At 68.7% G+C, this 24,701-nt stretch carries 23 protein-coding genes; 11 read left to right on the forward strand and 12 right to left on the reverse strand.

All coding sequences use genetic code 11. The features are described 5' to 3' along the window. Positions 1–28: 28 nt before the first annotated feature. Complete coding sequence (locus tag AB0J62_RS10575) at positions 29–859, reverse strand: alpha/beta hydrolase (protein ID WP_363867073.1); 831 nt, start codon at positions 857–859, stop codon at positions 29–31. 41 nt (positions 860–900) lie between these two features. Between AB0J62_RS10575 and AB0J62_RS10580 the strand changes: the two genes are divergently transcribed. Beyond that, positions 901–1,365, forward strand: coding sequence for a MarR family transcriptional regulator (locus AB0J62_RS10580; protein ID WP_363867076.1), 465 nt, complete (start codon positions 901–903; stop codon positions 1,363–1,365). Positions 1,366–1,410: 45 nt separating this feature from the next. Here the strand turns inward: AB0J62_RS10580 and AB0J62_RS10585 are convergent, their stop codons facing one another. Genes AB0J62_RS10585 through AB0J62_RS10600 form a run of 4 tightly spaced genes read right to left on the reverse strand, consistent with a single transcriptional unit; the run spans position 1,411 to position 5,657 of the window. Beyond that, on the reverse strand, positions 1,411–3,084 hold the full coding sequence (locus tag AB0J62_RS10585; RefSeq protein ID WP_363867079.1) for a cytochrome bc complex cytochrome b subunit: 1,674 nt from the start codon (positions 3,082–3,084) through the stop codon (positions 1,411–1,413). Next, positions 3,081–4,136 (reverse strand): Rieske 2Fe-2S domain-containing protein, encoded by a 1,056-nt coding sequence (locus AB0J62_RS10590; RefSeq protein ID WP_363867082.1) that lies wholly within the window; start codon positions 4,134–4,136, stop codon positions 3,081–3,083. Before AB0J62_RS10590 ends, AB0J62_RS10585 begins: the two co-directional genes overlap by 4 nt. Further along, the gene (locus tag AB0J62_RS10595; protein ID WP_363867086.1) at positions 4,129–4,998 is read right to left on the reverse strand and encodes a cytochrome c; all 870 of its coding nucleotides are present in this window, start codon (positions 4,996–4,998) and stop codon (positions 4,129–4,131) included. The genes AB0J62_RS10590 and AB0J62_RS10595 overlap by 8 nt, the downstream gene beginning before the upstream one ends. Further along, the gene (locus AB0J62_RS10600) at positions 4,995–5,657 is read right to left on the reverse strand and encodes a heme-copper oxidase subunit III (protein ID WP_134098092.1); all 663 of its coding nucleotides are present in this window, start codon (positions 5,655–5,657) and stop codon (positions 4,995–4,997) included. Before AB0J62_RS10600 ends, AB0J62_RS10595 begins: the two co-directional genes overlap by 4 nt. 82 nt (positions 5,658–5,739) lie before the next feature. On the opposite strand from AB0J62_RS10600, the gene AB0J62_RS10605 reads away from it, so the two are divergent. The 3 genes from AB0J62_RS10605 to trpD are packed head-to-tail and all read left to right on the forward strand — an operon-like array spanning position 5,740 to position 8,166. Then, complete coding sequence (locus AB0J62_RS10605; RefSeq protein ID WP_363867091.1) at positions 5,740–6,657, forward strand: cytochrome c oxidase assembly protein; 918 nt, start codon at positions 5,740–5,742, stop codon at positions 6,655–6,657. Between the two features lie 45 nt (positions 6,658–6,702). After that, the gene (locus AB0J62_RS10610; protein WP_134098096.1) at positions 6,703–7,122 is read left to right on the forward strand and encodes a response regulator transcription factor; all 420 of its coding nucleotides are present in this window, start codon (positions 6,703–6,705) and stop codon (positions 7,120–7,122) included. A gap of 3 nt (positions 7,123–7,125) precedes the next feature. Then, entirely contained in the window at positions 7,126–8,166 is a 1,041-nt protein-coding gene (gene trpD / locus AB0J62_RS10615; protein WP_363867094.1) for an anthranilate phosphoribosyltransferase, read from the forward strand. 52 nt (positions 8,167–8,218) lie between these two features. Here trpD and AB0J62_RS10620 read toward each other — a convergent pair whose 3' ends face one another. From AB0J62_RS10620 to AB0J62_RS10645, 6 genes are all read right to left on the reverse strand, one after another. After that, positions 8,219–8,863, reverse strand: a complete 645-nt coding sequence (locus AB0J62_RS10620; RefSeq protein WP_363867097.1) for a hypothetical protein — start codon at positions 8,861–8,863, stop codon at positions 8,219–8,221. Positions 8,864–8,865: 2 nt separating this feature from the next. Then, the gene (locus tag AB0J62_RS10625) at positions 8,866–9,543 is read right to left on the reverse strand and encodes a hypothetical protein (protein ID WP_363867100.1); all 678 of its coding nucleotides are present in this window, start codon (positions 9,541–9,543) and stop codon (positions 8,866–8,868) included. Between the two features lie 1,241 nt (positions 9,544–10,784). After that, the gene (locus AB0J62_RS10630; protein ID WP_363867103.1) at positions 10,785–12,737 is read right to left on the reverse strand and encodes a hypothetical protein; all 1,953 of its coding nucleotides are present in this window, start codon (positions 12,735–12,737) and stop codon (positions 10,785–10,787) included. Between the two features lie 155 nt (positions 12,738–12,892). After that, entirely contained in the window at positions 12,893–13,024 is a 132-nt protein-coding gene (locus tag AB0J62_RS10635) for a hypothetical protein (protein ID WP_363867106.1), read from the reverse strand. A 1,139-nt stretch (positions 13,025–14,163) separates the two neighbouring features. Continuing rightward, on the reverse strand, positions 14,164–14,451 hold the full coding sequence (locus tag AB0J62_RS10640) for an Lrp/AsnC ligand binding domain-containing protein (RefSeq protein ID WP_130380065.1): 288 nt from the start codon (positions 14,449–14,451) through the stop codon (positions 14,164–14,166). 19 nt (positions 14,452–14,470) lie between these two features. After that, positions 14,471–15,262 carry a helix-turn-helix transcriptional regulator gene (locus AB0J62_RS10645; protein ID WP_363867110.1) on the reverse strand — a complete coding sequence of 264 codons (792 nt, stop codon included), beginning with the start codon at positions 15,260–15,262 and terminating at the stop codon, positions 14,471–14,473. A gap of 84 nt (positions 15,263–15,346) precedes the next feature. Here AB0J62_RS10645 and AB0J62_RS10650 point away from each other — a divergent pair, with 84 nt between their 5' ends. Further along, complete coding sequence (locus AB0J62_RS10650; RefSeq protein ID WP_363867113.1) at positions 15,347–15,757, forward strand: hypothetical protein; 411 nt, start codon at positions 15,347–15,349, stop codon at positions 15,755–15,757. Here AB0J62_RS10650 and AB0J62_RS10655 read toward each other — a convergent pair. Next, the gene (locus tag AB0J62_RS10655) at positions 15,754–17,547 is read right to left on the reverse strand and encodes a DEDD exonuclease domain-containing protein (RefSeq protein ID WP_363867117.1); all 1,794 of its coding nucleotides are present in this window, start codon (positions 17,545–17,547) and stop codon (positions 15,754–15,756) included. The two genes, AB0J62_RS10650 and AB0J62_RS10655, sit on opposite strands and share 4 nt — an antisense overlap. A gap of 183 nt (positions 17,548–17,730) precedes the next feature. Here AB0J62_RS10655 and AB0J62_RS10660 point away from each other — a divergent pair, with 183 nt between their 5' ends. From AB0J62_RS10660 to AB0J62_RS10685, 6 genes are all read left to right on the forward strand, one after another. Beyond that, positions 17,731–19,038: an NYN domain-containing protein gene (locus AB0J62_RS10660; protein WP_363867120.1), complete on the forward strand. Its 1,308-nt coding sequence runs from the start codon at positions 17,731–17,733 to the stop codon at positions 19,036–19,038. A gap of 81 nt (positions 19,039–19,119) precedes the next feature. Then, entirely contained in the window at positions 19,120–19,377 is a 258-nt protein-coding gene (locus AB0J62_RS10665; RefSeq protein WP_363867123.1) for a hypothetical protein, read from the forward strand. 215 nt (positions 19,378–19,592) lie between these two features. After that, on the forward strand, positions 19,593–20,648 hold the full coding sequence (locus AB0J62_RS10670; RefSeq protein WP_363867126.1) for an NlpC/P60 family protein: 1,056 nt from the start codon (positions 19,593–19,595) through the stop codon (positions 20,646–20,648). 86 nt (positions 20,649–20,734) lie between these two features. Next, positions 20,735–22,180 (forward strand): hypothetical protein, encoded by a 1,446-nt coding sequence (locus AB0J62_RS10675; protein WP_363867129.1) that lies wholly within the window; start codon positions 20,735–20,737, stop codon positions 22,178–22,180. Next, the gene (locus AB0J62_RS10680) at positions 22,173–23,417 is read left to right on the forward strand and encodes a M48 family metalloprotease (protein WP_363867132.1); all 1,245 of its coding nucleotides are present in this window, start codon (positions 22,173–22,175) and stop codon (positions 23,415–23,417) included. Before AB0J62_RS10675 ends, AB0J62_RS10680 begins: the two co-directional genes overlap by 8 nt. Next, a complete protein-coding gene (locus AB0J62_RS10685; RefSeq protein ID WP_363867135.1) occupies positions 23,414–24,532 on the forward strand; it encodes a glycosyltransferase family 4 protein in 1,119 nt (372 codons plus the stop codon). The genes AB0J62_RS10680 and AB0J62_RS10685 overlap by 4 nt, the downstream gene beginning before the upstream one ends. Positions 24,533–24,701 lie beyond the last annotated feature (169 nt).

The following is a 24,701-nucleotide window of genomic DNA, read 5'->3' on the forward strand; positions in this document are numbered from 1 at the left end:
CCACCTGGACCGCATCGAAAGCGGTGTGTCACTGGGCGTGATCGAGGAACTTCCCGAGCTCAGGTAGTAGCTCCTGGGCGTGGAGGGACGGTAGGGAGTGGTGGGAGGCGGTGTCGAGTTGTACGACGGTTGCGCCCGGCGACAGTGTGGTGACGCGGCGAGCCAGTCGGGCGGGGTCCTGGCTCTTGCTGTGGCCGGCGACGAAGACCAGGGGAGTGATGGTTCGTAGTTGGTCGTCGGTGGGGCGTTTGGGGCGGACGAAAGGCGTCGAGGGTTGTTCGGCGGCCAGGCCGGCCAGTTCGAGGACCTGAGGGTCGACGGGGAGGCCCTGCGTCTCCCAGCGGAGGAACGCGATGGTGCGCTTCCGGGAGGGGCGTACGAGGCTCGGGAGCGCTCGGAGGATGTAGGGGAGGCGTAGGCCGACGTAGCAGTCCGTCGGGTCGACCAAAGCCAAGCGGTCGACCCGTTCCGGATGGGCGAGGGCGTAGGTCAGCGCGATCCAGGCGCCGTACGAATGACCGCAGAAGGCTGACCGGTCGACGCCGAGGCCGTCGAGGACGTTGGTGAGCCACAGGTGCAGGTCGGCAGGCGTCTTCGGCGTACGGCCGGTGTTGGTACTGCGGCCGGCGTCGACGATCAGGTCGATCGCGTACACACGGTACTGCGAGGCGAGCCGCGGTGCGACGCCGAACCAGACGGGTGACGTCGCGCCGTGCCCTGGAAGCAGTACGACGGGCGGGCCGTCCGCGGGTCCGCAGGCGTTGACGTGCGTCGTACCGAACTCGTCGGTCAGCTCCAGCTGCTCGACCGGCACGTCCCAGCGGGTGAGGAGAGCGTCGTACGCGTGCTGGAAGGTCATGTCGCCGAGAATAGCTCACTGAGTGAGGTAATCTAGCGGGCATGCGTGAAGGAGTGATGCCGGCCGATCCCGAGCAGGCGGCCGCGCTGGAGTTGGTGCACCGGCTGCGGGACATCGTGCTCAGGTGGGAGTTCGCGATCGGGGAGTTCGCCAGGACAACCGGACTGCACGCCACCGACGTACGGGCCCTCGTGAGCCTCCTGGACGCCGAACGGGCTGACGTCGAGGCCACGCCCAGCTGGCTCGCTCAGCAGCTCGGAATGACGTCTCAGGCGACGACAGCCGTCATCCACCGCCTCGAGGCCGCCGGGCACGTCGAACGCCTCAGAAGCCGCACAGACGGCCGCAGTACCCGCCTCCAGGTCTCCGACAGTGCTGTCGACCTCGGCTGGCAGTTCTTCGGCCCGCTCCTCGACCGCATGATCGCCACTACCCGGACCCTGGACCCGGACCAGCAGAAGCTCGTGAAGGGCTATCTGACCGCGGTCTCCGAAGCACTGACATAACGAAAGGGCCCCGCCGTGGCGGGGCCCTTTGCGTTCGGTACTTCGTCAGCTGCGGTCGCTGGTGACCTCGCGGTAGGTCTCCGTGTCTTCCGTCAGCTCGTGGATCTCGTCGGGGTCGTGCGCGTGCTCGTGCGCCTCTTCGAGCTCCTGAGCGGTCGGCTTCTGCACCGCGTCGGCGAAGTAGAACCGGGACAACGCGGCGCGGGCCTTGTGCAGTGCCCGGCGCGGTGCGCGTACGCCGTTGTCGTCGGTCTCCGGACCGACCTCGTGGGGCACGACGCGGTCCCGTGCGGTGAGCGAGTACGCCTCGTACGTCGAGATCGGCTGGTGCTTCTCGGTGTACTTGCCCTCGGGCGAGCGCACGATCACACCGGTCTCGAGGCCGTGGGTCAGGCGGTCGTAGTCGGCCCGCTGCAGCGAGATCGCCCAGCGGCGCGCCACCCAGAAGGCCAGGATCGGCCCCAGGATCACCGCGAACCGCAGGAACCAGGTCACGTTGTTCAGCGAGATCCCGAAGTGGGTCGCGATCAGGTCGTTACCGCCGCCGATCCACAGCAGGGCGTAGAAGGTGATGAACGCGACGCCGATACCGGTCCGGGTCGGGACGTCCCGCGGCCGGTCCAGCAGGTGGTGCTCGCGCTTGTCACCGGTGATCCAGCCCTCGATGAACGGATACAGCGCGACCAGCGTGACGAACGCCGGTGGCACGATCAGCGCCGGGATCAGCAGGTTCCAGCTCAGGGTGATGCCCCAGAAGTGCGACTCGAAGCCGGGGAATATTCGCACCGAGCCTTCCAGCCAGCCCATGTACCAGTCGGGCTGCGAACCTGCCGTCACCTCGGCCGGGTTGTACGGCCCGTACAGCCAGACCGGGTTGATCTGCATCAGCGCGCCCATCAGCGCGGTGATGCCGAACACCACGAAGAAGAAGCCGCCGGCCTTGGCCGTGTACACCGGGAACAGCGGGTAGCCGACCACGTTCTTCTGCGTCCGGCCGGGTCCGGCGTACTGCGTGTGCTTGTGGTACACGACCAGGAACAGGTGGGCCGTGACGAGGGCCAGGATGATGCCAGGTATCAGCAGCACGTGGACGATGAAGAATCTCGAGACGAAGTCGTCGCCCGGGAACTCACCGCCGAAGATGAAGAAGTTCATGTACGTGCCGACCACCGGTGAGGCCTGGATCATGCCGTTGGTGATCCGCAGACCGGTGCCGGACAGCAGGTCGTCGGGGAGGCCGTAGCCGATGAAGCCCTCGACGATGCCGAGGAACAGCATCCCGAAGCCGATCAGCCAGTTCAGCTCACGCGGCTTGCGGAACGCGCCGGTGAAGAACATCCGGAGCAGGTGCACCATCATCGCGGCGATGAACAGCACCGCCGCCCAGTGGTGGATCTGGCGGACCAGCAGACCGCCGCGGACGTCAAAGGTGATGTCCAGCGTGGAGGCGTAGGCCTCCGACATGTGCAGACCCTTGAGCAGGCTGTACGAGCCGTTGTACTGGACCTCGGCCATCGACGGCTTGAACCAGAAGGTCAGGAACGTGCCGGTCAGGATCAGGATGATGAAGCTGTAGAGCGCGATCTCGCCCAGCATGAACGACCAGTGGTCGGGGAAGACCTTCCGCAGGTTCTTCTTCCCGATCTTCGCGATGCCGAGCCGATCGTCGACCCACTTGACCGGGCCGGGGAACTCTGTGTTTGTCGACACTGTTGTCACCCTCGTTCGAAGAAGCTCGGGCCGACCGGCTCGGTGAAGCCGCTCTGCGCAACCAGATAACCCTCGCTGTCCACTGCCAACGGTAGCTGAGGCAGTGGCCGGGCCGCAGGGCCGAAGACGACCTTGGCGCTGTCAGACAGGTCGAAGGTCGACTGGTGACAGGGGCAGAGCACGTGGTGGGTGGTCTGCTCGTACAGCGAGATCGGGCAGCCGACGTGGGTGCAGATCTTCGAGTAGCACAGGATGCCGTCGACGCCCCAGTTCTCCCGGCCGGGCTTGGTGCGGATCTCGCTCGGCTTGATCCGGACCACGATCACCGCGGCCTTGGCCTTGGCGTTCTGGTACTCGGTCGGGTTCTCCTCCTGCAGCGGGGCCAGGTTGGCCGGCGCCGCGTTGACCAGCTGGCCGACGATCAGGTCGGACGGCTTGATCGGGCGATCGGTGACGTCGTTGACGACCCGGATGCCCTTCGCCCAGATCGTGTTGTACAGCGACCGGCCCGGCAGCGGACCGAGGTCGCGCAGGAAGATGATGGCCGGCAGCCCGAGCACGCCCAGGGCGCCGATCAGCGAGTTGCGGATCATCTTGCGCCGGCCGAAGCCGGACTCGGCGGTGCCCTGCTTGAACGCCTCGGTGATCTCGGCGATCTGCTCCGGCGACGAGTGCGCCGGGTGCCGGTCCTCGGAGATCTCCTCGTCGACCATCAGCTTCTTGGCCCACTGGATCGCGCCGGCGCCGATCAGGAACAGCGCCAGCCCGATGCACAGGCCCATGACCATGTTGTTCGCGTTGCCGGACAGCGGACCGAACTGGAGGATCGAGTCCCGCGAGATCGCGAAGTACGCCACGCAGGCCCCGAGCACCAGCAGAGTGGCCAGGCCGAACATGGCCGAGACCTGCCGCTCGACGCGGTCGGCGGCCTTCGGGTCGATGTCGGTGATCCGCGGTTCGTGCGGCTCCAGACCCGGGTCCGGAATCGGCTCGGCCAGCTCGACGGCGCCGTGCTGCTCGCCGTCGTCCTTCACCGCCGGAAGGTTCTTGTCGTCACTCATGAGCCTTCGCTCCCTTGGCCTTGACGCCCTTGGCGCCGATCCAGACCGCTACGCACACCAGCAGACCGATGCCGACGAGCCAGCCCCACAGACCCTCGGAGACCGGGCCGAGCCGGCCGAGGCCGAAGCCGCCCGGGTCCTTCTGGGTCTGCAATGCCTTCAGGTAGGCGATGATGTCCGCCTTGTCCTGCGGCTGCATGACCTGGTCGGAGAAGACCGGCATCTGCTGCGGGCCGGTCAGCATGGCCTCGTAGATGTGCTTCTCACTGACGCCCATCAACGACGGCGCGTACTTGCCGTTCGGCAGCGCGCCACCGCGACCGGCGAAGTTGTGGCAGGCCGTGCAGTTGGTGCGGAACAGCTCGCCGCCACGGGTGATCTGCTCGTCGGTGGCCTTGCTCACGTCGTACGAGTCCTGGGCCGGGACCGCCGGGCCGGGGGCCAGCGAGGCGATGTAGGCGGCCAGGGCCTCGATCTCCTCCTGCGAGTACGCCGGGGTCTTGCGCGGGATCTGTGCGCCCGGCTGCATCGCGGGCATCCGGCCGGTGCCGACCTGGAAGTCGACCGCGGCCGCGCCGACGCCGATCAGCGACGGGCCGGCCATCTTGCCCGCGCCGTTCCCGCCGCCCTCGGCGTTCAGACCGTGGCAGCTGGAGCAGCCGACCGCGAAGAGCTTCTTGCCCTCTTCGATCTGCTGGGACTGGGCCGTGTTGTCCGCCACCGCGTCGTCAGGGGCGAAGGCGGCGTACGCCGAACCCACTGCCAGGAGGCCGAACAGGAGCACGACGAGGCCGGCGGACCGGTGCCGTCGTCGCGCGGAGAGAAAGCGCGCCGGTGACAAGGAAGATCTCTTCTCACTCATTTGAGCAGGTAGATGGTCGCGAACAGGGCGATCCAGACAACGTCGACGAAGTGCCAGTAGTACGACACGACGATCGCCGAGACGGCCTGTTCGTGGGTGAACTTTCGAGCCATGTACGTCCTGGCCAGGACGAACACGAAGGCGATGAGGCCGCCGGTCACGTGCAGCGCGTGGAATCCGGTGGCCAAGTAGAAGACCGATCCGTACGCGTTGGACGAGATCGTCAGGCCCTCCTGCACCAGCCCGGTGTACTCCGTCACCTGGCCGGCGACGAAGACCGCGCCCATCACGTACGTGAGGATGAACCACTCACGCATGCCCCAGTTGCGCGGGTTCGCCAGCGAGCCGATCCGGCCCACCTTGCCGTGCTCGGCGGCGAACACGCCGGCCTGGCAGGTGAACGACGACGCGACCAGGATGAACGTGTTCACCGAGGCGAACGGCACGTCCAGGTGCTCGGTCATCGCCTGCCACAGGGTCTGTGTCCCCGGAGCGGCGGCAGCGGTCGTCACCGACCGGATCGTGAAGTACGCCGCGAAGAGTGCGGCGAAGAACATCAGTTCGCTCGAGAGCCAGACGATCGTGCCGACACTGACCATGCTGGGACGGTCGTGGTGTCCGTGTTCACGAGACGCTGGGAGCGCGGTTGCAGTGGCCACGCGGTCATTATGTCGGTCCTCGCGTTCGGCGCTACGACCACCCCCGTGCATGTCGTGAACCGGGTGTTCCTACTGTGGAAGCGTGCTTCCCCTCCACGCCACGCCCGGCGACCAGATCGAGCCGCTGACACCGGTCCGGTTGCTGACGGCATGGACCTTCGAGCCGGTGTTACTCGGCGTGATCATCGTCCTCGGCGGCCTGTATCTGTACGGCGTCCACAAGCTGCGGAAACGCGGTGACAAGTGGTCCCGCGCACGGACGTTCGCGTTCGTCGGACTCGGGCTGGGGAGTGCCCTGATCGCCACCCAGTCGGCGCTCGGCACCTATGACACGGTCCTGATCAGCGTGCACATGGTGCAGCACATGATCCTGTCGATGCTGACGCCGCTGATGATGGCGCTCGGCGCGCCGATCACGCTGGCCCTCCGGACGCTGCCGCAGCGGCCTCGCAAATGGTTGCTCTCCGTGTTGCATTCGCGGATCGCCAAGGTGCTGTGCTTCCCGTTGATCGGCTTCACGCTGTTCGTTCTGAGCCCGTGGGCGCTGTACTTCAGCGGCTGGTACGACGCGACGCTGCACTCCGCCGTACTGCACGACTTGTTGCATCTGCACTTCATCCTGGTCGGCTCGCTGTTCTTCTGGCCGCTGCTCGGGCTGGACCCGGTGCCGGGCCGGGTGATCTATCCGTTCCGGCTGATGCTGACGTTCCTCACGCTGCCGTTCCATGCGTTCCTCGGGATCACGATCATGTCGGCCAACAAGCTGATCGCCGAGGACTGGTACACCAGCTTCGGTCGGTCCTGGCCCCCGTCGCCGCTGCGTGACCAGTACATCGCCGGCGGTCTGTTGTGGGGTTCGGGCGACCTCGTCGGCGTGGTGTTCTTCGCCGTGCTGTTCGTCCAGTGGGTGCGGGAGTCGCAGCGTGAGGCACGCCGCGAGGACCGGCGCCTGGACCGGTTGGAGGAACAGGCTCGCAGGGCCGAACAGTCGCCCCGGTAGCATTCCGGGTGTCCAGTCTTCTTTGAACAAGCTTGGGATGGATCGATGAGTTCAGAGCGTCCGCTGAAGGTGCTGCTCTACAGCGACGACCGTACGACGCGGGAGTCCGTCCGGCTGGCCCTCGGCAAGCGTCCGGCAGCCGATCTGCCCGAGCTCGAGTACGTCGAGTGCGCGACCGAGCCGGCCGTGATCAAGGCCATGGACAAGGGCGGGATCGACCTCGCCATCCTGGACGGCGAAGCGGTGCCGGCCGGCGGTCTGGGCATCGCCCGGCAGCTGAAGGACGAGATCTACCAGTGCCCGCCGATCCTGGTCCTCACCGGCCGTCCGCAGGACGCGTGGCTGGCCACCTGGTCGCGCGCCGAGGGCGCGGTCTCGCACCCGATCGACCCGATCCGGATGGCCCAGGTCACCGCGGACCTGCTCCGCCAGCGCCTGTCCAAGCTGCCCGCCACCACCGCCTGACCCATGGCCGCCTACACCTGGCCTCAGGTGCTCGGGCCGCTGCTGCGGCGCGAAGATCTGGAGGCCTCCGCCACTGCGTGGGCGATGGAACAGATCCTGTCGGGCGCGGCGACGCCGGCGCAGCTGGCCGGATTCGTGATCGCGCTGCGGTCCAAGGGCGAGACGGTCACCGAGGTCGAGGGCCTGGTCGCGACCATGCGCGATTTCGCCACCCCGATCACCGTGCCGGGGCGGACGCTCGACGTCGTCGGCACCGGCGGTGATCAAGCCCACACGGTGAACATCAGCACGATGTCGGCGATCGTTGCGGCCGGCGCCGGGGCGAAGGTCGTGAAACATGGCAACCGCGCGGCCTCGTCCGCGTGCGGCGCCGCCGACGTACTCGAGGAGCTGGGAATCCCGCTCGACCTCACCGGGCCGCAGGTGGCCGAGGTGGGGGAGCGGGTCGGGATCACGTTCTGCTTCGCGGCCGCGTTCCACCCGGCCCTGCGCAACGCAGCGGTGCCGCGGCGGGAACTCGGCGTACCGACGACGTTCAACCTGCTCGGTCCGCTGGCCAACCCGGGCGATCCGTCCGCGCAGGCGGTCGGGGTCGCGGACGGTCGGGTGGCCGGGCTGATGGCCGGCGTACTCGCGCGGCGTGGGATCGACGCGCTGGTGTTCCACGGCGACGACGGGCTCGACGAGCTGACCACGCGTACGACGTCGCAGGTGTGGGTCGTCGGCGGCGGGAAGGTCGAGGGTCCGGTCACGCTCGATCCGCGCGAGCTGGGGATCGAGCCGGTGTCGGCGGATGCGTTGAAGGGCGCGGACGCGGCGTACAACGCGAAGGTCGTCAGGGCGTTGGTCGATGGCGAGCCGGGGGCGGTGCGGGACGTCGTACTGCTTAATGCCGGGGCCGCGCTGGCGGCGTACACGCCGGAAGAGGGCTCTGTGACGGCGCGGATCCGGTCCGGGATGGACCGGGCGGCCGAGGCGATCGACTCCGGCGCGGCGAAGGACGTGCTGGACCGGTGGATCGCTGCTTGCGCTTCTGTGCGCTGACTGTTGGGAAGGGCCGGCGATCCGCCGGCCCTTTCGTTATTTGTTGCCTTGCTTACTTGTTGATGGCGATCTGGCTGACCTTGTAGCGCCAGACGTTCTGCCAGGCGGGGGTCGAGCCGGCGATGTCGGCGATCGCGACGTCCGCCGTACCGTCGCCGCGGTCGATCACCGCGATCATCACGGTGGAGTAGGTCTCGGCCAGCATCGGCACCTTGACGACGACCTTGGCGACGAGCTCGTGGCCGGGATGGCCGTTGACCGTGATCGCCTTGTGCGTCGTGCCCTTCATCACCTGTGCGTCCTTGTCGTACAGGTTGATGATCGCGCGCGAGCCGATCTGCACGGCGGCCTCCTTCAGGCCGGCCGCGGTGTTCTTGTACGGGATGTCCGGCGGTAGCTGGCCGAACGCGGTGTAGTTGCCCCAGGACGCGCCCTTGCCGTTGTAGTTCTTGTGCACGGTGAGCCAGATCGCGGCACCGCCCCACAGGCCGGTGGTCTCGCCGTAATTGCCCCACGCCGAGCTCATGATCGGCATCGTGTCGTTGTTCGAAGCAACCATCGCGGTCCCGAGCACCTTGCCGTACGGCGTCGGCGTCTCCGAAGGCTTCACCGACGGGCTGACAGTCTCGATCGACTTCACACCCGACGGCAGCGCAACCGGACTGACCGCGTCAGCCTTCGACCAGATCCACCCCACGCTCAAACCTGTAGTCGCCAGCGCCGCCACAACCAGCACAATCGCCCCGACCATCCGAGCCCGCCCACTAATCCCAGGCAGCGCCCCGCTCCCACCCTCCCCACCAGGCAACCGCCCCCCAACCCGATCCCCACCCGCCCCGCCAGCCTGCGAACCAGCTGCTCCGGCAGCATGTCCTCCAGCAACGTGAGAGCCTGCTGCGCCGACTGCGTGCCCACCGCCAGCTCCAGCTGCCTGCACACCGGCACCCACGCCAGCGTGTCCACCGCCAGCCGCGCCAGCGTGCGCACCGCCAGCCGCGCCTGCTCCTTCCCCGGCTGCCCGCGAGCTCGTCTGTCCGAATGACGGTTGCCCGGCTCCGCCAGCCTGCTGCGGCTGCCCAGCGTGGTGCCCGTGCTGAGGCCCAACAGCTTGCGTCTGCCACCCAACCTGCCGCGGCCCGCGCGACGCCGCACCTTGCGGCGGCCCCCACATCTGCCCACCCTGCGGCTGCCCGCTGTACGGCCGCCCACCTTGCGGCTGGCCCAGCTGCGGTTGCCCGCTTTGCGGGTGCCCGACGGGTGGCTGTTGCGGAGCGGCATGACCTGGCTGGCCTTGCACACCTGGTGGCTGACCAACAGATGGTTGCTGCGGACCTGGTTGGACCGGTTGACGCTGGCCTGGTTGTGGTTGCGCGGCATGGGCCGGACGAGCGTGCCCCGGACCCGATTCGCCTGAGCGCGGCTGCCCGCTGCTCGGCGTACCTGCCTGGGCCTGGTTCGCCTGTGGGCCGGCCGCGAACGGCTGCCCCGACTGCGGCTGCCCCGACTGCGGCTGCCCCGACTGCGGCTGCCCCGACTGCGGCTGACCCGACTGGGGCTGCCCGCCCTGACCGGTGACTACCTGACCTGCACCGGGCCGGCCTTCGCCCGGCTGGCCTTCGTGCGGTTGTCCGGCGTTGGTTGCAGCGGCCCGGGTGTCTGCTTGTGCACCTGGTTGGGTCTGGTTCGGCTGTGAGCCGCCGTCGACCGGCTGACCTGGCCCCGGCTGTCCGGCCTGACCCGCGCCCAGGGGACCTGCGCCAAGGGGACCTGCGCCAAGGGGACCTGCGCCAAGGGGACCTGCGCCAAGGGGACCTGCGCCAAGAGGACCTGTGCTCGGCTGTGACGGGCGTACCTGACCGGCGCCCAGAGGACCTGTGCTCGGCTGTCCCGGGCCTACCGGACCTGCGCTCAGAGGACCTGCGCTCGGCTGTCCCGGGCCTACCGGACCTGCACTCAGAGGACCTGCGCTCGGCTGTCCCGGGCCTACCGGTCCCGCGCTTAGAGGACCTGCGCTCGGCTGTCCCTGGCCTGCTTGACCCGTGGCTAGAAGACCTGTGCTCGGATGTTCCGGGCCCACCGGACCTGCGCTCAGAGGACCTGCGCTCAGAGGACCTGCGCCTGGCTGGCCTTGGCCTAGCTGACCTGCGCCAGGTTGACCTGCGGCTGGTTGCTGCGAGGGGTCGCCTGGGCGTGGCTGCGGGGTGTACTGCGCGGCGCGTGGTGGGGCTGCGTGGTGTGGGCCTGCGTGTTGGGGGTTCGACTGCTGGGCAGGTGGCTGTGCGCCCCACATCTGACTGCCCGCCTGCTGACTGCCCGCCTGGTGACTGTCCGCCTGGTGACCGGCCGGCTGCTGGCCGGATGACTGTTGTGGGGCTGCTGGTGGCGGCGGAGGCAGTTGCCAGCCTGGGTTTTGGGGGGAGGCGTGTTGGGGGCGGGTGGGAGGTGGTGGGGGTGGCGCGGGGGCGGGGGATTGGCCGAAGAGGGCGTCTGAGGGGTCGGACGGGGTTTGGGGCGTGTTCTGCGCAGGCTGGACCCACGGGTTGGCGACTGGGTCGCCGGGGGTGGGTACTGCGGGGGGACCGCCGTCGCCGGAGGTGGGCGGGGTCTGGTGTTCGTTCTCAGCCAACGTTGATTCCCTTGTAGGCCTGGCTTTCGGCCGCCTTGAGGTCTGGGCGGTTGTTGGGGATGCCGCTGATGTAGGCGACCGCCGTACCGTCGCCGAGGTCGAAAACGGCCACCGTCAGCGTAAGCACTCGATCGGTCACTGCCGCCGACTTCGCGGTCACGGTTTGCTGGTAGAACCAGCCCGACTTGTTCGTCCGTTTCACGGCGCCGTTCGCGACCGTCCGGTACGTCGCCGGGATCGACCCGTACATGCTCGTCCGCAGCTGCCCGGACAGCGTCGCCGCGGTCGCCTTCGGGTCGCCGTTGAAGCCCGACCCGGTGCCGAGCCCGCCGACGAAGATGTCCGCGGTCCAGTCGTCGGCGCCGTTCACGTTCTCCTGCAGGACGATGTGCTGCCCGCTGGAGTCGAGCAGTTGCTGGACCAGACGCTTGCGGTCCGACCACGGCGGGTTCCGGCGCGGGAACGAGATCGCGTCCGAGGAGATCCGGCCGATTCCCTCGTGCAGCTTGGGGTTCTTCGACTGGCCGGGCTTGGTGCTGCTCTGGTTCGTCGGCGTGCCGCTCGATTGCGTCGGCGTACCGGTCGGGGTCGGATCGGCCTTCTTGTCGTCGCCCCCGCCGGTGATCAGCACGACAGCCAGGACGATCAGCAACACCAACGCGATCCCGCCACCGACGAACAACGGCAGCTTGGCACCGGAACGCCCGCCGCCACCGCCACCAGAGCTCTTCGACTTCTTGGTCCCGACGCCAGTGCTCAGGTCGGTCTGCCCGCCCCACGCCTCGTTCTCGTCCTCACCCCAAGCCCGCGGCGCCTGCTGCTCCCCCCAAGCCTGCTGTACGCCGCCTTGCTGGCCGCCGTTCTGCTCTCCCCAAGCCTGCTGTACCTCGGCTTGCTGGTCGCCGTTCTGCTCTCCCCAAGCCTGCTGTGCGCTGGCCTGTTGGGCGCCGTCCTGCTGTTGTCCCCACGGCTGCTGCTCGCCCTGTCCGTTACCCCAGGACTGCGCGCCGTGCTGCTCAGGTGGCTGGTTCTGGTGGCTCTGATCCCAGCTCGGCTGTGGTGCCCAGCCGTTGCCGCTCTGCTGGTCACCGTTCTGCTCAGCACCCCACGGCTGCTGCTCGGCCTGCCCAGTACCCCACGACTGCGCGCTGTTCTGCGGCACAGGTGGCTGGTTCTGGTGGTTCTGGTCCCAGCTCGGCTCCGGCGCCCAGCCGTTGCCGGACTGCTGGTCGCCGTTCTGCTGTACGGGCCAGCTCTGGCCGCCCCATTGCTGGTCGCCGGCCTGCTGACTGTTCTGCGTCTCGCCAGTCGCCTGCGGACCCCACGGCCCCGACTGCATCGCGTGCTGGTCACCAGCTGCCCACCCGTTGTCCGCCGGCGGCGCGTCATTCCCCGCGTCCCCCTGCTGCGAACCCCAAGCCTGCTCAGCCCCCCAGCCCTGGCCCTGCTCAGCCTGCCCAGCGCCCCAGCTCTGGGCCTGGTCAGCCTGTCCGGCGCTCGACCCTTGCTTGTCCTGGCCGGTGCCCCAGCTCTGGCCTTGCTCGGCCTGCCAGGCACCCTGGCTCTGGCTCTGCGCGGTCTGCCCGGCGCCCCAACCCTGCTCGGCCGGGCCGGTGCCCCAGCTCTGGCCTTGCTCGGGCTGGTGCTGTTCAGGCTGCTGGGACTCCTGCGTGGGGTGTTGCTGGGTCGGCTGGTCGGCCCAGAGCTGGACCGGTACGGGCTGTTCCTGCGTCGCGTCGTCGGCGTTGGGCACGGTCCACAGCGGCGTGCGCGGATGGTCCGGCGTCTGCAGGTCCTCTTCGTCGCTGGCCTCGACACCCCACGACGGCTGGTCACTGGACTGCTGTTCCTGCTGGTCGCCTGCCTGGCTGCCCCAGTCCGGCTGCAGCTGCGCGGCAACCTCAGCCGCGTCCGCCGCCTGAACCTCCGCGTCCTGCTCAGTCACGTCCGCAGCAGACGCAGCGTCGTCGGTGGCTGGTCGAGTCGCGTCCGCAGCTGTGCCAGCGTTGTCGGTGGCTAGACGAGTCACGTTCCCAGCCGGGCCAGTCACATCTCCAACCGGCCCAGCGTCGTCCGCACCCGGCCTAGCAGCGTCCGCGGTCAGCCCGGCATCGTGGGCAGCTGGCCCGGCATCGGCAGCTGACCCGGCATCGTCGGCAGCTGACTGAGTACGGTCTGCGGCTGGCCCAGCATCGTGGGCAGCTGGCCCGGCGTCGGCGGGCGGCGCGGCATCGTGGGCGGGCTGGGCGTTCTCCTTTGGTGTCGGGGCGAATCTCGGCTGCTCTGTGAAGCTGACGTCCGACCAGCCGGTCTGAGGCGCAGGGTCACTCGGAGAAGGAGCGAGTTTGAGCGTCCAACTGGAAGCCGCTTCGGTCTGCGCAGTTGGTACGTCGGCAGTCGTCGTACCCAGCTCTGCCTCGAGCTCCTCCTGCGTGACCTCGCGCTGGGTCCAGTGCTCCGGGGGAGCGGGCGCGATCTCCGGGGCACCCCACGTCGCCTGAGCACGTTCGGCCGCCGTTGGTACCGACTCCTGAGCAGGCTCCTCGGGAGTCGCCGCACGCTCGGCCGCAGTTGGCCTCGCCTCCTGGGCACGCTCCTCGGGAGTCGCCGCACGCTCGGCCGCAGTTGGCCCCGCGTCGTGGGCAGGCTGTCCCGCGTCCTGGGCAGGGTCTTCAGGAGTCACCGCGCGCAGACGTGGGCCGCCGTTCGCCTGCGTACCGTCGTCGGTGGGCTCGAGGTCCCAGAGTTGCGGAGTGGCAGTCGGCTGCCACCAACCACCGGACTCCGCCTGGCCGTTGTCCGACTCCTGCACGGATCGCAACCCAGGACCGGAAGCCTCAGCCGCAACCGACTCCTGCCGCGCCGATTCCCGCGCCGATTCCCGCGCCGACTCACGAGCCGACTCACGAGCCGACTGAGGAGCCGATTCCCGAGCCGACTGAGGAGCCGATTGAGGAGGCGACTCACGAACCGATTCCGGCGCTGGCTCCCGTGCCGATTCCCGCGCCGACTCCCGTGCCGATTCACGGACCGATTCCGGCGCTGATTCCCGTGCCGACTCCCGCACCGGCTTCCGCGTCGACTCCCGAGGTGATTCCTGGGCCGAGTCAGGGTGTTCGGCAGCGTGCTCGGTGTCGGTTTGGTTGGTCCACTTCTGGCCGTTCCAGAAGCGGATGGTGTTGGGCTGGCCGGTGGGGTCGGGGTACCAGCCGGCGGGGGGATTGCTCATCCGCGTCCTCGCTCGGCTGCCGGCGCGAATGCATGCCGGGCAAACGCAACAGGCACGCCGTTGTCGGCACGGAACTGGCCCCGGACGTTCATGTGTTCACCGTAACTTCAGCTCGTGTCAGTCGGACCGATCAGACCGGTCGTCAGACACCGTTCTCTTCGCCGAGGCTGAAGGCCGCCTCCAGGTCGTGGCTGGAGTACGCGCGGAACGCGATATGCGTCTCGGTGCTGAGTACGCCGGGCACCCGGTTGACGTGCTCGGGGATGACCGTGGCCAGGTCGTCGTGCCGCGCGACCCGGACGAGCGCGATCAGGTCGAGTCCGCCGGTGACGGAGTACACCTCGCTGACGCCGTCGATCGCCGCCACCTGCTCGGCGACCTCCGGGATCCGTGCGACGTCGGCCTTGATGAACACGATCGCGGTGACCATGCCGTCCTCTCCTCGGAGCTCACACTTCAACCGGCTGAAGCATAGTGCGGTCGAGGCCCCGCAACGCCCTCGCCGTCGGTTCGTCCGCGGGCAGGAATGCCTCCATCCGCAGTTCCGACACCGTCACGTCGATCGCCGTACCGAACCTGGTCAGCGTGGTGATGAGGTGCAGGTCACCGTGGGGGGAGCGGAGGTGAAGCGGTACGGCGAGACCCAGGTGGTCCGGCGCCGGCCGCGGTGGGACGAGGGCGGTGAGCTCGTGGATGAGGGCGTCGGCCCCGGGCGACGGGTTCTGCGCGGCCTCACGGGCCAGCGCGTCGATGACGTGCCAGGACCATTGGGCGAAGTTGACGATTCGGGGAGCGAGGCCGCCGGGATCCAGCAGCAGGCGCGGGATGTTGATCGGCGCCGTCAACAGGCGATCCTCCACGTCGGCGGTGAGGATGTCGAAGGCGCGGTTGGCGAGGACCAGATTGCCGTTGCGGTCGACGACGACCGCCGGATATGGGCGGTGGCCTTCGAGGATCGCCTCTAGCGCGGTGCGGATCGCGCCGAGACCAGGTGCGCCGTACGGCGTCTCGTCGTACGCCGGCGCGTAGCCACCGGCCACGAGCAACTGGTTGCGCTCGCGCAGCGGCACCTGGAGCGACTCGGCGAGCCGGATGATCATGTCCCGGCCCGGCGCCGATCGACCGCTCTCGATGAAGCTGACATGCCGCTGCGTCGTCCCGGCACGGATGGCCAGCTCGAGCTGACTCACTCGTCGTCGGGTCCGCCACGTCCGCAGGCCCGCGGACAGCTCTGATGCCATACCGCAGTTCTAACGCACGCCGCCGACAATCCATACCCAGCAGGGAATTGTCCCCCCACGAACCCGCCCGGCAAGGTCGTACCCATGAACAGCAAAGACCTCGCAAACCGCTATGTAGCAGTTTGGAACGAGCCCGACGCCGACACCCGCCGCAAGGCGATCGAGGAGCTGTGGACGGAGGACGGCGTGCACCTCCTCGATCCGCCCGAGGAGATCGTCAAGCGCGCGACCGAGATCGGCGTCACCGCACACCTGGAAGCCCGCGGCCACGACGAGCTCGTACGTCGGGTCACCCGCGCGTACGACGAGTTCGTCGCACCCGGCCAGTACGAATTCGTCCCGCACGGCGAGCCGGCCGCCCTCCGCGACCTGGTGAAGCTGCGCTGGGCGATGGTCCCGGCCGGCGGCGGAGAGGCCCTTGCCATCGGCATCGACCTCCTGCTGCTGGCCCCCGACGGCCGGATCCTCACCGACTACCAGTTCGTCGAGGTCTAACCCACCCGAGCAGGACCCAGCGGGCGGAGGTGGCGGCGGCGTTCGGTGGGGTGGTGGTGGGCGTCGGAGTGGGAGTTGTCGAGGCGGGTGAGGTGACGTCCGGCGCCGCTGACCGGGCAGGTCCAGGTGCCGTCCATCTCGACCAGACGGATGCCGGGGAGCTCGAGCCAGCGCAGGATCAGCTCGATCTCTTCCGGTGACGCGGCCGCCACCGGGCCGATACCCGGCAGCACGGTCTCGGCGGAAGCCCGGAGCATCTCGAGATGTGGGCGCGGGTCCGTGCCGCGCGGCGCGAACCCGGCCGCCGCGAGCCGACCACGCCGGATGACATGCAGCTCCCAGCCGCCGTCCTCGGTCCGCCGGGCCGCACAGATCTCGGCACATCCGGTCACCGACGCCATCCGCTGCATCCGCGCCGAGCTCCGCACGAACGCGCTCAACCGATCCCGGTGTACGGCGGCGTCCTCGAACCGCTCGTCCGCCGACAGGAGGTCGATCCGCCGGTCCAGCGCCTCGACCACGGGCGTCGGATCCACGGTCAGCGCAGTCCGCAGCGCCGCCACGAATTCGCCGTACGAATCCATCGAGATCCGCCCGTCGCACGGCGCCACGCAGCGGCCCATCTCGGCCAGCACGCACGGCGACAAGGACGGGTGCTTGGACATCCGCGCGGTGCACTGCCGGATCGGGAACGCCTCGTGCAGCGCGGCCATCGCCCGCTCGGCCGTCTTCCGTGAGCTGAACGGGCCGAGATACCCGGCGTCGTCGTCACGCACCTGTTTGACCAGCGACAGCCGCGGAAACGGCTCGACCGTGACCTTCAGCCAATGCTGCCGCTCGGGGAACTTCGACCGCCGGTTGTACCGCGGCTTGTGCTCCGCGATCAGCCGCAGCTCGCGTACTTCGGCCTCCAGCGGCGTGCCGCACTCGATCCCGCGGACGCCGGTCGCGATGCCGACCATCTCGCCGATCCGGTTGCGGGTCTCGGAGGCGGTGAAGTACGACCGGACACGGGTGCGCAGGTCCTTCGACTTCCCGACGTACAGCACCTCGCCGCGGTCGTCGGTGAACAGGTACACACCCGGTGCGTGCGGCAACGACTCGGCCAGGTGGCGCTTGGCCCGCACCGCCGGCGCGACCCGCGACGAGTACGTCTGCAGGTCCTCCAACGTTTGCACGCCCAACGACCCGACACGCTCGAACAGCCCGTGCAGCACATCGACCGTCGCCCGCGCGTCCGACAGCGCCCGGTGGTTCGGCGTGACTGTGGTGCGGAACAGTTTGGCCAGCGTCCCCAGCTTGCAGTTCGGCGCCTCGTCCGGAGTGATCACACGCCGCGCCAGCAGCGCGGTGTCGACGACGGCGAAGTCCGGCCAGTCGTATCCGTGCACGAGGCTCTCGTGCTTCAGGAAGCCCATGTCGAACGGCGCGTTGTGCGCGACCATCACGCACCCATGGGCGAACTCCAGGAACGCCGGCAGCACCGACTCGATCCGCGGTGAGGTGGCAACCATCGAGTTCGTGATGCCGGTCAGCACGGCGATGAACGGCGGGATCGCCTCCGATGGGTTGACCAACGTCTGGAACTCGCCGATCACCTCACCGGCCCGCACCTTCACCGCACCGATCTCGGTGATGCCGCCCTCGCCGGGCGGATTGCCCGTCGTCTCGAGGTCGACGACGCAGAACGTAATGGCGTGCAGCGGCGTCCCCAGGTCGTCGAAGCTGTGCTGCACACCGCGGATCGGCATCGCTGAATCCGTGGCCTGTGCACGCCCTGGGCTGGTCATGGTCACGACGCTAAGAGCCGCCACCGACAATTCCGCAGGTGACACGCCTGCGAGTCGACTAGGCTCTCTGTATGCGTACACAGGCGATCACTGCGAATCCGGGCCGCATGCCCGTTCGCTGTGGTCTGCGTCACTGGTCAAGCAACAGCTGCCAGATCGTCGTTCCGGCCGGACTGCGGACCGGTGACTGAGGCCGGCACCGCCGCGAGCTCCGCCGCTACGACTTTGCCTGAACCGGTCCGGCAACGCGTCCTGACCCTCGCCGCGCACGCACTCGGCCAGCTCCCGGCCACCGACATCCCGGCACCGCTGCGCCGGTTCGCCAGCTTCGCGCCGGCGAAACGGGCCAAGCTGTCCGCCTCGGTCCTCGGCCCGATCCTCGAGACCGACGAGCACTTCCGCAAGCTGACCGCCTTCGAGGTACGACGGGAGCACCCGGAGCTCGGCGACGCCGTTGCCGAGGGCGTGCCCGTGCCCGCCGCCGATCCGGTCGAGGTGGCCGCACTCGCGTACCTTCTTCGCCCGGACGACTGGGAGCAGCGCATCGCAGCCGCCGCCCAGATCCCGGTGGAAAACCCGCGCGCCGACGACGAGGCCGTCCACCGGCTGGCCGACCAGCTCGATCAAGCCCGCACCGAGACCCGTCAGGTCCGCGAACGTCTTCGTGAACAGGTCAACGAGCTGAAGACCGAGAACGTCACGCTCCGCCGCAAGCTCAACGAAGCGCGGCAGAAGATCACCGGTCTGCAAACCGATCTCGAGCAACGCACCAAGGAGGCCGAGACCGCCGACGAACGCGTCGATGCGGCCCGCGCCGAGGTCGAGCGGGAGCTGCGCAAGCTGCGCACCCGGATCACCGAGCTGGAAGCGATCGAGCACGCGGCACGCCGTACCGCGGGACAGGAGCGGGAGCTCGCGTCGACGCGCACCCGGCTGCTGCTCGACACGTTGCTGGAGGCAGCGAGTGGACTGCGTCGCGAGCTGGCCCTGCCACCCGGGGGAGAGCTCCGCCCTGCCGACACAGTGGCCGGCTCTGAGCCCGAAGCGGCTCCGGTCGGACGTACGGCGCCTGAGGACGACCCGGCCTTGTTCGACGAACTGCTGGCGTTGCCGCAGGTGCATCTGATCATCGACGGCTACAACGTGACGAAGACCGCATGGCCGAACTCACCGCTGCATTCGCAACGTCAGCGCCTCGTCACGGCGCTGGGTGCGTTGGTCGCGCAACGTCGCGTCGAGGTCACTGTGGTCTTCGACGGCGCCGAACTATCGGGCCCTGTGCAACTGAATCCGCCGCGCGGGGTGCGGGTGCGGTTCAGCCCGGCCGGTGTGATCGCCGATGACGTGATCCGGCAACTTGTCCGCGCCGAGCCGCCGGGCCGCCCGGTGGTCGTCGTCTCCACCGACCGCGAAGTTGCCGACAGCATCATCAAACTCGGCGCCCGCGCACTCTCCGCGACCAGCCTCATCTCACGCATCGCTCGCAGCTAGCGACAAAAACTGTCGGCGGGGTTCTCTAGCGTCCTTCGTAGCCGGATGCAAGTCCGGGTGCTTCCCCACTTGGAGGATGTTGTGCTGATCGACTGCGACGCCTGTGCGATGAAGGGTCCCGGCTGTCAGGACTGCGTGGTGACGGTCGTCCTCGGATTCGCTGCCGAACGCTCCGGAAGTCTGCGGATCGACGACGACGAGATGGCCGCGCTGAACACGCTGGCCGATTCGGGCCTGGTGCCCCCGTTACGCCTCGTGCACGCCGTCAGCAGTGTCGAGCTCGATGCTGCTGCCCAAACCCCTTCCGACGAAGGCGAAACGATCGTTGGGTCGGGATGACTCTTCGTTAATTTTCGATCAAACCCGAGGGGCGAATTGCACTGGTCACGAAACGGTCACTACTGTTACGTCTCGTTGCCTCAGGGTGTCGGCTGTTCCGGCCGACCGGGCAACGGTAAGCCGAGGGAGTGATCCGGCGAAGCCGACGGACTGATCGTCCGTGGCGGGCCTGGTCAACGGGGACGGCGCGAGCAGAGGAAGGGACCGACCGGGCTGTGTCCATCGGACGCATCAACCGCACCAAGGGAATCGCCCTCGCCGCCATCACCAGCACCGCTGTCGCTGCGGGAGTGATCCTGATCCAGGGAGCGGCCAGTGCCGACCCCGCGCCCACGCTGGACGAGGCGAAGAAGCAGGTCGCCGAGCTGCAGCACCAGGCCGAGGTGTCCGGCGAGTCGGCGAACGACCTCCGTGGGCAGATCAGCGCCTCCGCCGCCAGGGTCAAGGCGCTGCAGACCGCGATCGACAAGCAGCAGGGCCAGGTCGACGGCGTGAAGCGGCAGATCGGATCCCTCGCGGTCGCCGGCTACCAGACCTCGGGCATCTCCACGACGGCGCAGCTGCTGCTGTCGACGAACCCGGACCAGTTCCTCAGCCAGGCCTCCACCGCCCAGGCCTTCGCCGGCCAGCAGAACTCCGCACTGCGTCGCTACCAGGTCGCCCAGGGCAAGCTCACCGACCTGCAGGCCAGCGAGCAGACCGAGCTGGCCGCGCTGCAGGCCGTGCAGGCGAAGCAGGACGCGTTCAAGAAGCAGCTCCAGACCAACCTCGACAACGCGGAGAAGGTGCTCGACAAGCTCAGCGCCGCCGACCGCAAGCGGATCGAGGAAGAGAACGCCAAGGAGGCGGAGAAGGCGCGCAGCGAGCGTCCGACCCGCGGCGGCGACCGGGAATCGACGGATCTGCCGAACGTGCCGGCCAGCGGCCGCGCAGCGATCGCGGTGAACGCCGCTCTGTCCCAGCTCGGCGACCCCTACGTCTGGGGCGCCGACGGACCCAACTCCTACGACTGCTCCGGCCTGATGATGTACGCCTGGGGCAAGGCCGGCGTCTCGCTGTCGCACTCGTCGAAGGCGCAGACCGGTGAGGGCCGCCCGGTCAGCAAGTCCGACCTGATGCCCGGCGACCTGATCTTCTACTACTCCCCGGTCAGCCACGTCGCGATGTACCTCGGCAACGGCCGGATCGTGCACGCTCCGCGTCCGGGCAAGAGCGTCGAGATCGCGCCGATGGACGAGATGCCGTTCAACTCTGCCGTCCGCCCGGGCTGACCTGCGCCCTTGACATACTCTGCGGCTCCGGGGGATCCCTCCTCCGGAGCCGATTCATGTGATGACGTAATGTCGGAGGAGGCCGGGTGTCCCGCCTGACTGGGGCAGGTGAGCAGCGAAGGGCCGAGGTGATCGACGATCAGGGCGATACGGTGCCGCTGCCAGTGACCCCGTCAGCCGGTGACCGACGGGAGCGGAGTGGCAACCGGCAGGCGCCGATCCTGAAGAAGGTCGCTCTCGGCGTCGCGGTCTGCCTCGTCGCCGGAGCCGGGTACGCCGGTCTGCGGCAGGTCGCCAACGCGCCCGCCGACCCGAACGGTTCGCCGGCGCACTCGCATCCGGCCACCTCCGCCACCCCGGACCAGGCCGAAGCCGGAGTACGGCGGGCCGTCGCGGGTGAGGCCGTCCTGCAGAAGATGACCGACGCGGTCGAGAACGACAACCGCACGGAGTTCCTGGACACCATCGATCCGAAGGCCACGGATTTCCGGGGCAGCGCGCGGACGATCTTCTCGAACCTGACCACGCTCCCGATCAGCACCTTCCAGTTGCGCTACGTGAGCGACGACGCCGGCGCCCTGACACCGGACCGGCAGACCCAGCTCGGTGGGACCCAGTCCTGGCTGGCCCAGGTCGAGGTGTCCTGGCAGCTCTCCGGGTACGACGTGAAGCCGGCCCGCGAGACCCTCCCGGTGACATTCGTCACCCGCGACGGGACGACGTACGCCGCCTCGTTCTCGGAGCGGTTTGCGGCTGGGCAGCGGCGACCGGTGTGGGCGCTCGGCCAGGTCGAGGTGGCCAAGGGCAAGCACAGCCTGGTGGTCAGCCTCGATTCGGAGGCGGAAGCGAAGAGCTACGTGTCGGTGGCCGACAAGGCGGTCGAGTCGGTCAGCAAGGTCTGGGGCAAGAACTGGCGGCAGAAGGTGATCGTCTACCTGCCCGCCAAACAGTCCCAGATGGAAGGCATCCTCGGCGCCCAGCCGAACACCTACACCCAGATCGCCGCGGTCACGTTCGCCGAGCTGGACACGCCGGCTATCGGCGCGCCGGTGCGGATCGTGGCCAACCCGAAGCTGTTCGAGGAGCTCGGCAAGCAGGGGCGCCGGATCGTCCTGACGCACGAGACCACCCATGTCGCGTCGACCGCGACCGCCTCGCCGGTGCCGTTGTGGCTGGCTGAAGGTTTCGCGGACTACGTCGCGTTCACCGCCGTACCCGTGCAGGACGAGTCGGCGGCGAAGGAGCTGTTCAAGGCGGTCCGCGCCGGGAAGGTGCCGACCACGTTGCCGACGCCCGAGGCGTTCGCCGCGTCAGCGACCGAGCTGCCGCAGGCCTATGAGTCGGCGTGGCTGGCATGCCGGCTGATCGCCGAACACGAAGGACAGGCCAAGCTGGTGAAGTTCTACAGGGCTGTGCACGCGTCGAAGAGCTCGACCGGTCTCGCGGACGCGTTCAAGTCGGTGCTGGGGATGACCGAGGCCGAGTTCGTCGCCGAGTGGCAGAAGTACCTCGAGAGGCTCGCCGGTGCCTGAACCGGCCGGCCGGTCGGCTCCCTGGATCGCCGCCGGCGTCCTCGCCGTCGCGCTCGTCTTCACGATCGCCGTCACCACCCCGTGGCACTTGATCGACCTGCCGAAACCGGACGCCACGCTCGACTTCACAACCGCCGAGATCGCCCGCCAGAACGCGTTCCGCCACGAGATCCTGCCGTGGTCGACGGCGTCCTGGATCATCTCGCTCGTGGTCCCGCTGGTCATCGGCTTCACCCCGCTCGGCCGCCGGCTGTACGACGCTCTGCACGTCCGGCTGTGGTTCATCGCCGTTCCGATCACGGTTGCCGGCGTCGTCCTGATCACGAGCCTGCTCACCGTCCCGACCGACGTGCTCGCGGAGCGGGTCAGCCTGAAGTACGGCCTGTCGGTGGAGAACTGGCGGCTGTGGGTCTGGGACCGCGGCGTCAACTGGGCCATCACCTCGGTCGGGCTCGCGGTGGTCGCGGTCGTCCTGATGGTGTTCGCGAAGATCTGGCGCCGGAGCTGGTGGTTGCCTGGGGCTATCGTCGCGGCACTGCTCGTGCTCGGCGTCTCATTCGCGTACCCGGTGCTGATCGAGCCGCGGTTCAACCACTTCACGTCGATGCCGGCCGGTGCCCAGCGCAACGAGTTCCTGGACCTCGCGAAGCAGGACGGCGTACCGGTCAAGGACGTCCTCGTAGCCGATGCGTCGAAGCGGACGACAGCCGTGAACGCGTACGTCTCCGGCTTCGGCTCGACCCGTCGGCTCGTCGTGTACGACACGCTCCTCAAGGACACCCCACCCGCGCAGGTACGGCTCGTCGTCGCGCATGAGCTCGGTCACGCGGCCGAGAACGACGTACTGCACGGCACGCTGATCGGCGTTCTCGGTACGGCGTTCGGCATCACGCTGCTGTATCTGCTGCTCGGGAACCGGATGGCCGATCCGCGGCGGTCGGCGCTGCTGGTCGCGCTGATCGCCGCCGCGACGACGCTGGCGAGCCCGGTGCAGAACCTGGTCAGCCGGAAGATCGAAGCCCGCGCCGATTACCACTCGCTCCGGCTGACGAACGATCCGCAGAACTTCGTCGCGCTGCAGCACGACCTGGCCGTGCAGAACATCTCCGGTCTCGACCCGAGCAGCTGGCGGTACTGGATGTTCGCCGACCACCCCACCCCGCCGGAGCGGATCGCGATGGGCCGGGCCTGGGGGACCGAGAACGGCGACCCGGTCCCGCCCCTGGTCAAGAGATGACCGTCCTGATCGTCACCAACGATTTCCCACCACGGCAAGGCGGGATCGAGACGTTCGTCCGCTCGTTGTGCGACGAGCTTCCGGACCCCGTCGTCTACACGTCGCGCGAGCCCGGCGACACCGCGTATGACGCCACGCTCCCGTTCCCGGTGATCCGGGACCGTTCGTCGATGTTGTTGCCCACAGCACGTACTACGCAGCGGGCGGTCGAGCTGATGCGCGAGTACGCCGCGGACCGGGTGCTGTTCGGGGCGGCGGCACCGCTCGGGTTGATGGGCCCCGCGCTGCGTCGGGCGGGGGCTCGGCGGATCGTCGCGATGACGCATGGGCATGAGACCTGGTGGGCCGGCGTACCAGGAGCTCGGCAGGCGCTGCGACGGATCGGGGACGCGGCGGACACGCTCACGACGGTGTCCTCGTGGTGTGAGGAACAGATCGTCCCGGCCCTGTCCCCGGCAGCCGCTCAACGCGTCCGAAGGCTGACGCCGGGGGTGGACACGCATCGCTTCGCCCCGGGCTGCGGTGGAGAGCAGGTGCGCAAAGGGCTCGGTTTGGAAGGCGTTCCGGTGGTCGTGTGTGTTTCGCGGCTGGCTCGGCGTAAGGGACAGGACACCTTGATCCAGGCGTGGCCGCGCGTCCGCAGGTCCGTGCCGGGCGCCACGCTGCTGCTCGTCGGTGGCGGGCCCGATCGGGAGTACCTCGAGGAGCTGGCCTCAGCGGTCGGGGTCGCGGAGGCGGTGGTGTTCACGGGGGCGGTGCCGTGGGCAGACATTCCGCCGTACATCGATGCCGGCGATGTGTTCGCTATGCCTTGCCGGACGAGGCGGTTCGGGCTGGAGCCGGAGGCGTTGGGGATCGTCACGCTGGAGGCTTCGGCGACCGGGAAGCCGGTGATCGTCGGGGACTCCGGGGGAGCGGCCGACACGGTGAAGCATGGCGAGACGGGGTACTTGGTGGATCCGCACAACCCGGTCGCAGTCGGCGTGCGCATCGTGGAACTGCTGACGAACGCGCAGCACCGTGATGCTTTGGGCGCGGCGGGGCGCAGCTGGGTCGCCGAGGAGTGGGGCTGGGAGAGGTCAGGGGCGGTGCTGCGGGAATTATTGGACAGCTGATGCGTTGAATCGTGTACTGTGAACGACATGCACCGGATGTTCCGACTTGCCGCAGCCGTACGAGCTTTCCGCTCCCCGGCTGCCGCTGCCTGACATCTGAGAAACTCCCACCGGCGACCGGAAACGGTTCGCCGGTGTTGTTGTTCCTGAGCCCGGTGGTCTGCTTTCC

Source organism: Kribbella sp. NPDC049584 (genome assembly GCF_040675555.1).
In the GTDB taxonomy this organism is placed as follows: domain Bacteria; phylum Actinomycetota; class Actinomycetes; order Propionibacteriales; family Kribbellaceae; genus Kribbella.

Excerpts from the sequence above, each read along its gene's own strand:
- AB0J62_RS10595 (WP_363867086.1), bottom strand. The coding sequence starts at position 4,998 with ATGAGTGAGAAGAGATCTTCCTTGTCACCGGCGCGCTTTCTCTCCGCG.
- AB0J62_RS10640 (WP_130380065.1), bottom strand. The coding sequence starts at position 14,451 with ATGGTCACCGCGATCGTGTTCATCAAGGCCGACGTCGCACGGATCCCG.
- AB0J62_RS10625 (WP_363867100.1), bottom strand. The coding sequence starts at position 9,543 with ATGCCGCGCAACCACAACCAGGCCAGCGTCAACCGGTCCAACCAGGTC.
- AB0J62_RS10685 (WP_363867135.1), top strand. The coding sequence starts at position 23,414 with ATGACCGTCCTGATCGTCACCAACGATTTCCCACCACGGCAAGGCGGG.
- trpD (WP_363867094.1), top strand. The coding sequence starts at position 7,126 with ATGGCCGCCTACACCTGGCCTCAGGTGCTCGGGCCGCTGCTGCGGCGC.
- AB0J62_RS10650 (WP_363867113.1), top strand. The coding sequence starts at position 15,347 with ATGAACAGCAAAGACCTCGCAAACCGCTATGTAGCAGTTTGGAACGAG.
- AB0J62_RS10590 (WP_363867082.1), bottom strand. The coding sequence starts at position 4,136 with ATGAGTGACGACAAGAACCTTCCGGCGGTGAAGGACGACGGCGAGCAG.
- AB0J62_RS10655 (WP_363867117.1), bottom strand. The coding sequence starts at position 17,547 with ATGACCAGCCCAGGGCGTGCACAGGCCACGGATTCAGCGATGCCGATC.
- AB0J62_RS10580 (WP_363867076.1), top strand. The coding sequence starts at position 901 with ATGCGTGAAGGAGTGATGCCGGCCGATCCCGAGCAGGCGGCCGCGCTG.
- AB0J62_RS10645 (WP_363867110.1), bottom strand. The coding sequence starts at position 15,262 with ATGGCATCAGAGCTGTCCGCGGGCCTGCGGACGTGGCGGACCCGACGA.
- AB0J62_RS10575 (WP_363867073.1), bottom strand. The coding sequence starts at position 859 with ATGACCTTCCAGCACGCGTACGACGCTCTCCTCACCCGCTGGGACGTG.
- AB0J62_RS10635 (WP_363867106.1), bottom strand. The coding sequence starts at position 13,024 with ATGCCGCGCCGCCCGCCGACGCCGGGCCAGCTGCCCACGATGCTGGGC.
- AB0J62_RS10610 (WP_134098096.1), top strand. The coding sequence starts at position 6,703 with ATGAGTTCAGAGCGTCCGCTGAAGGTGCTGCTCTACAGCGACGACCGT.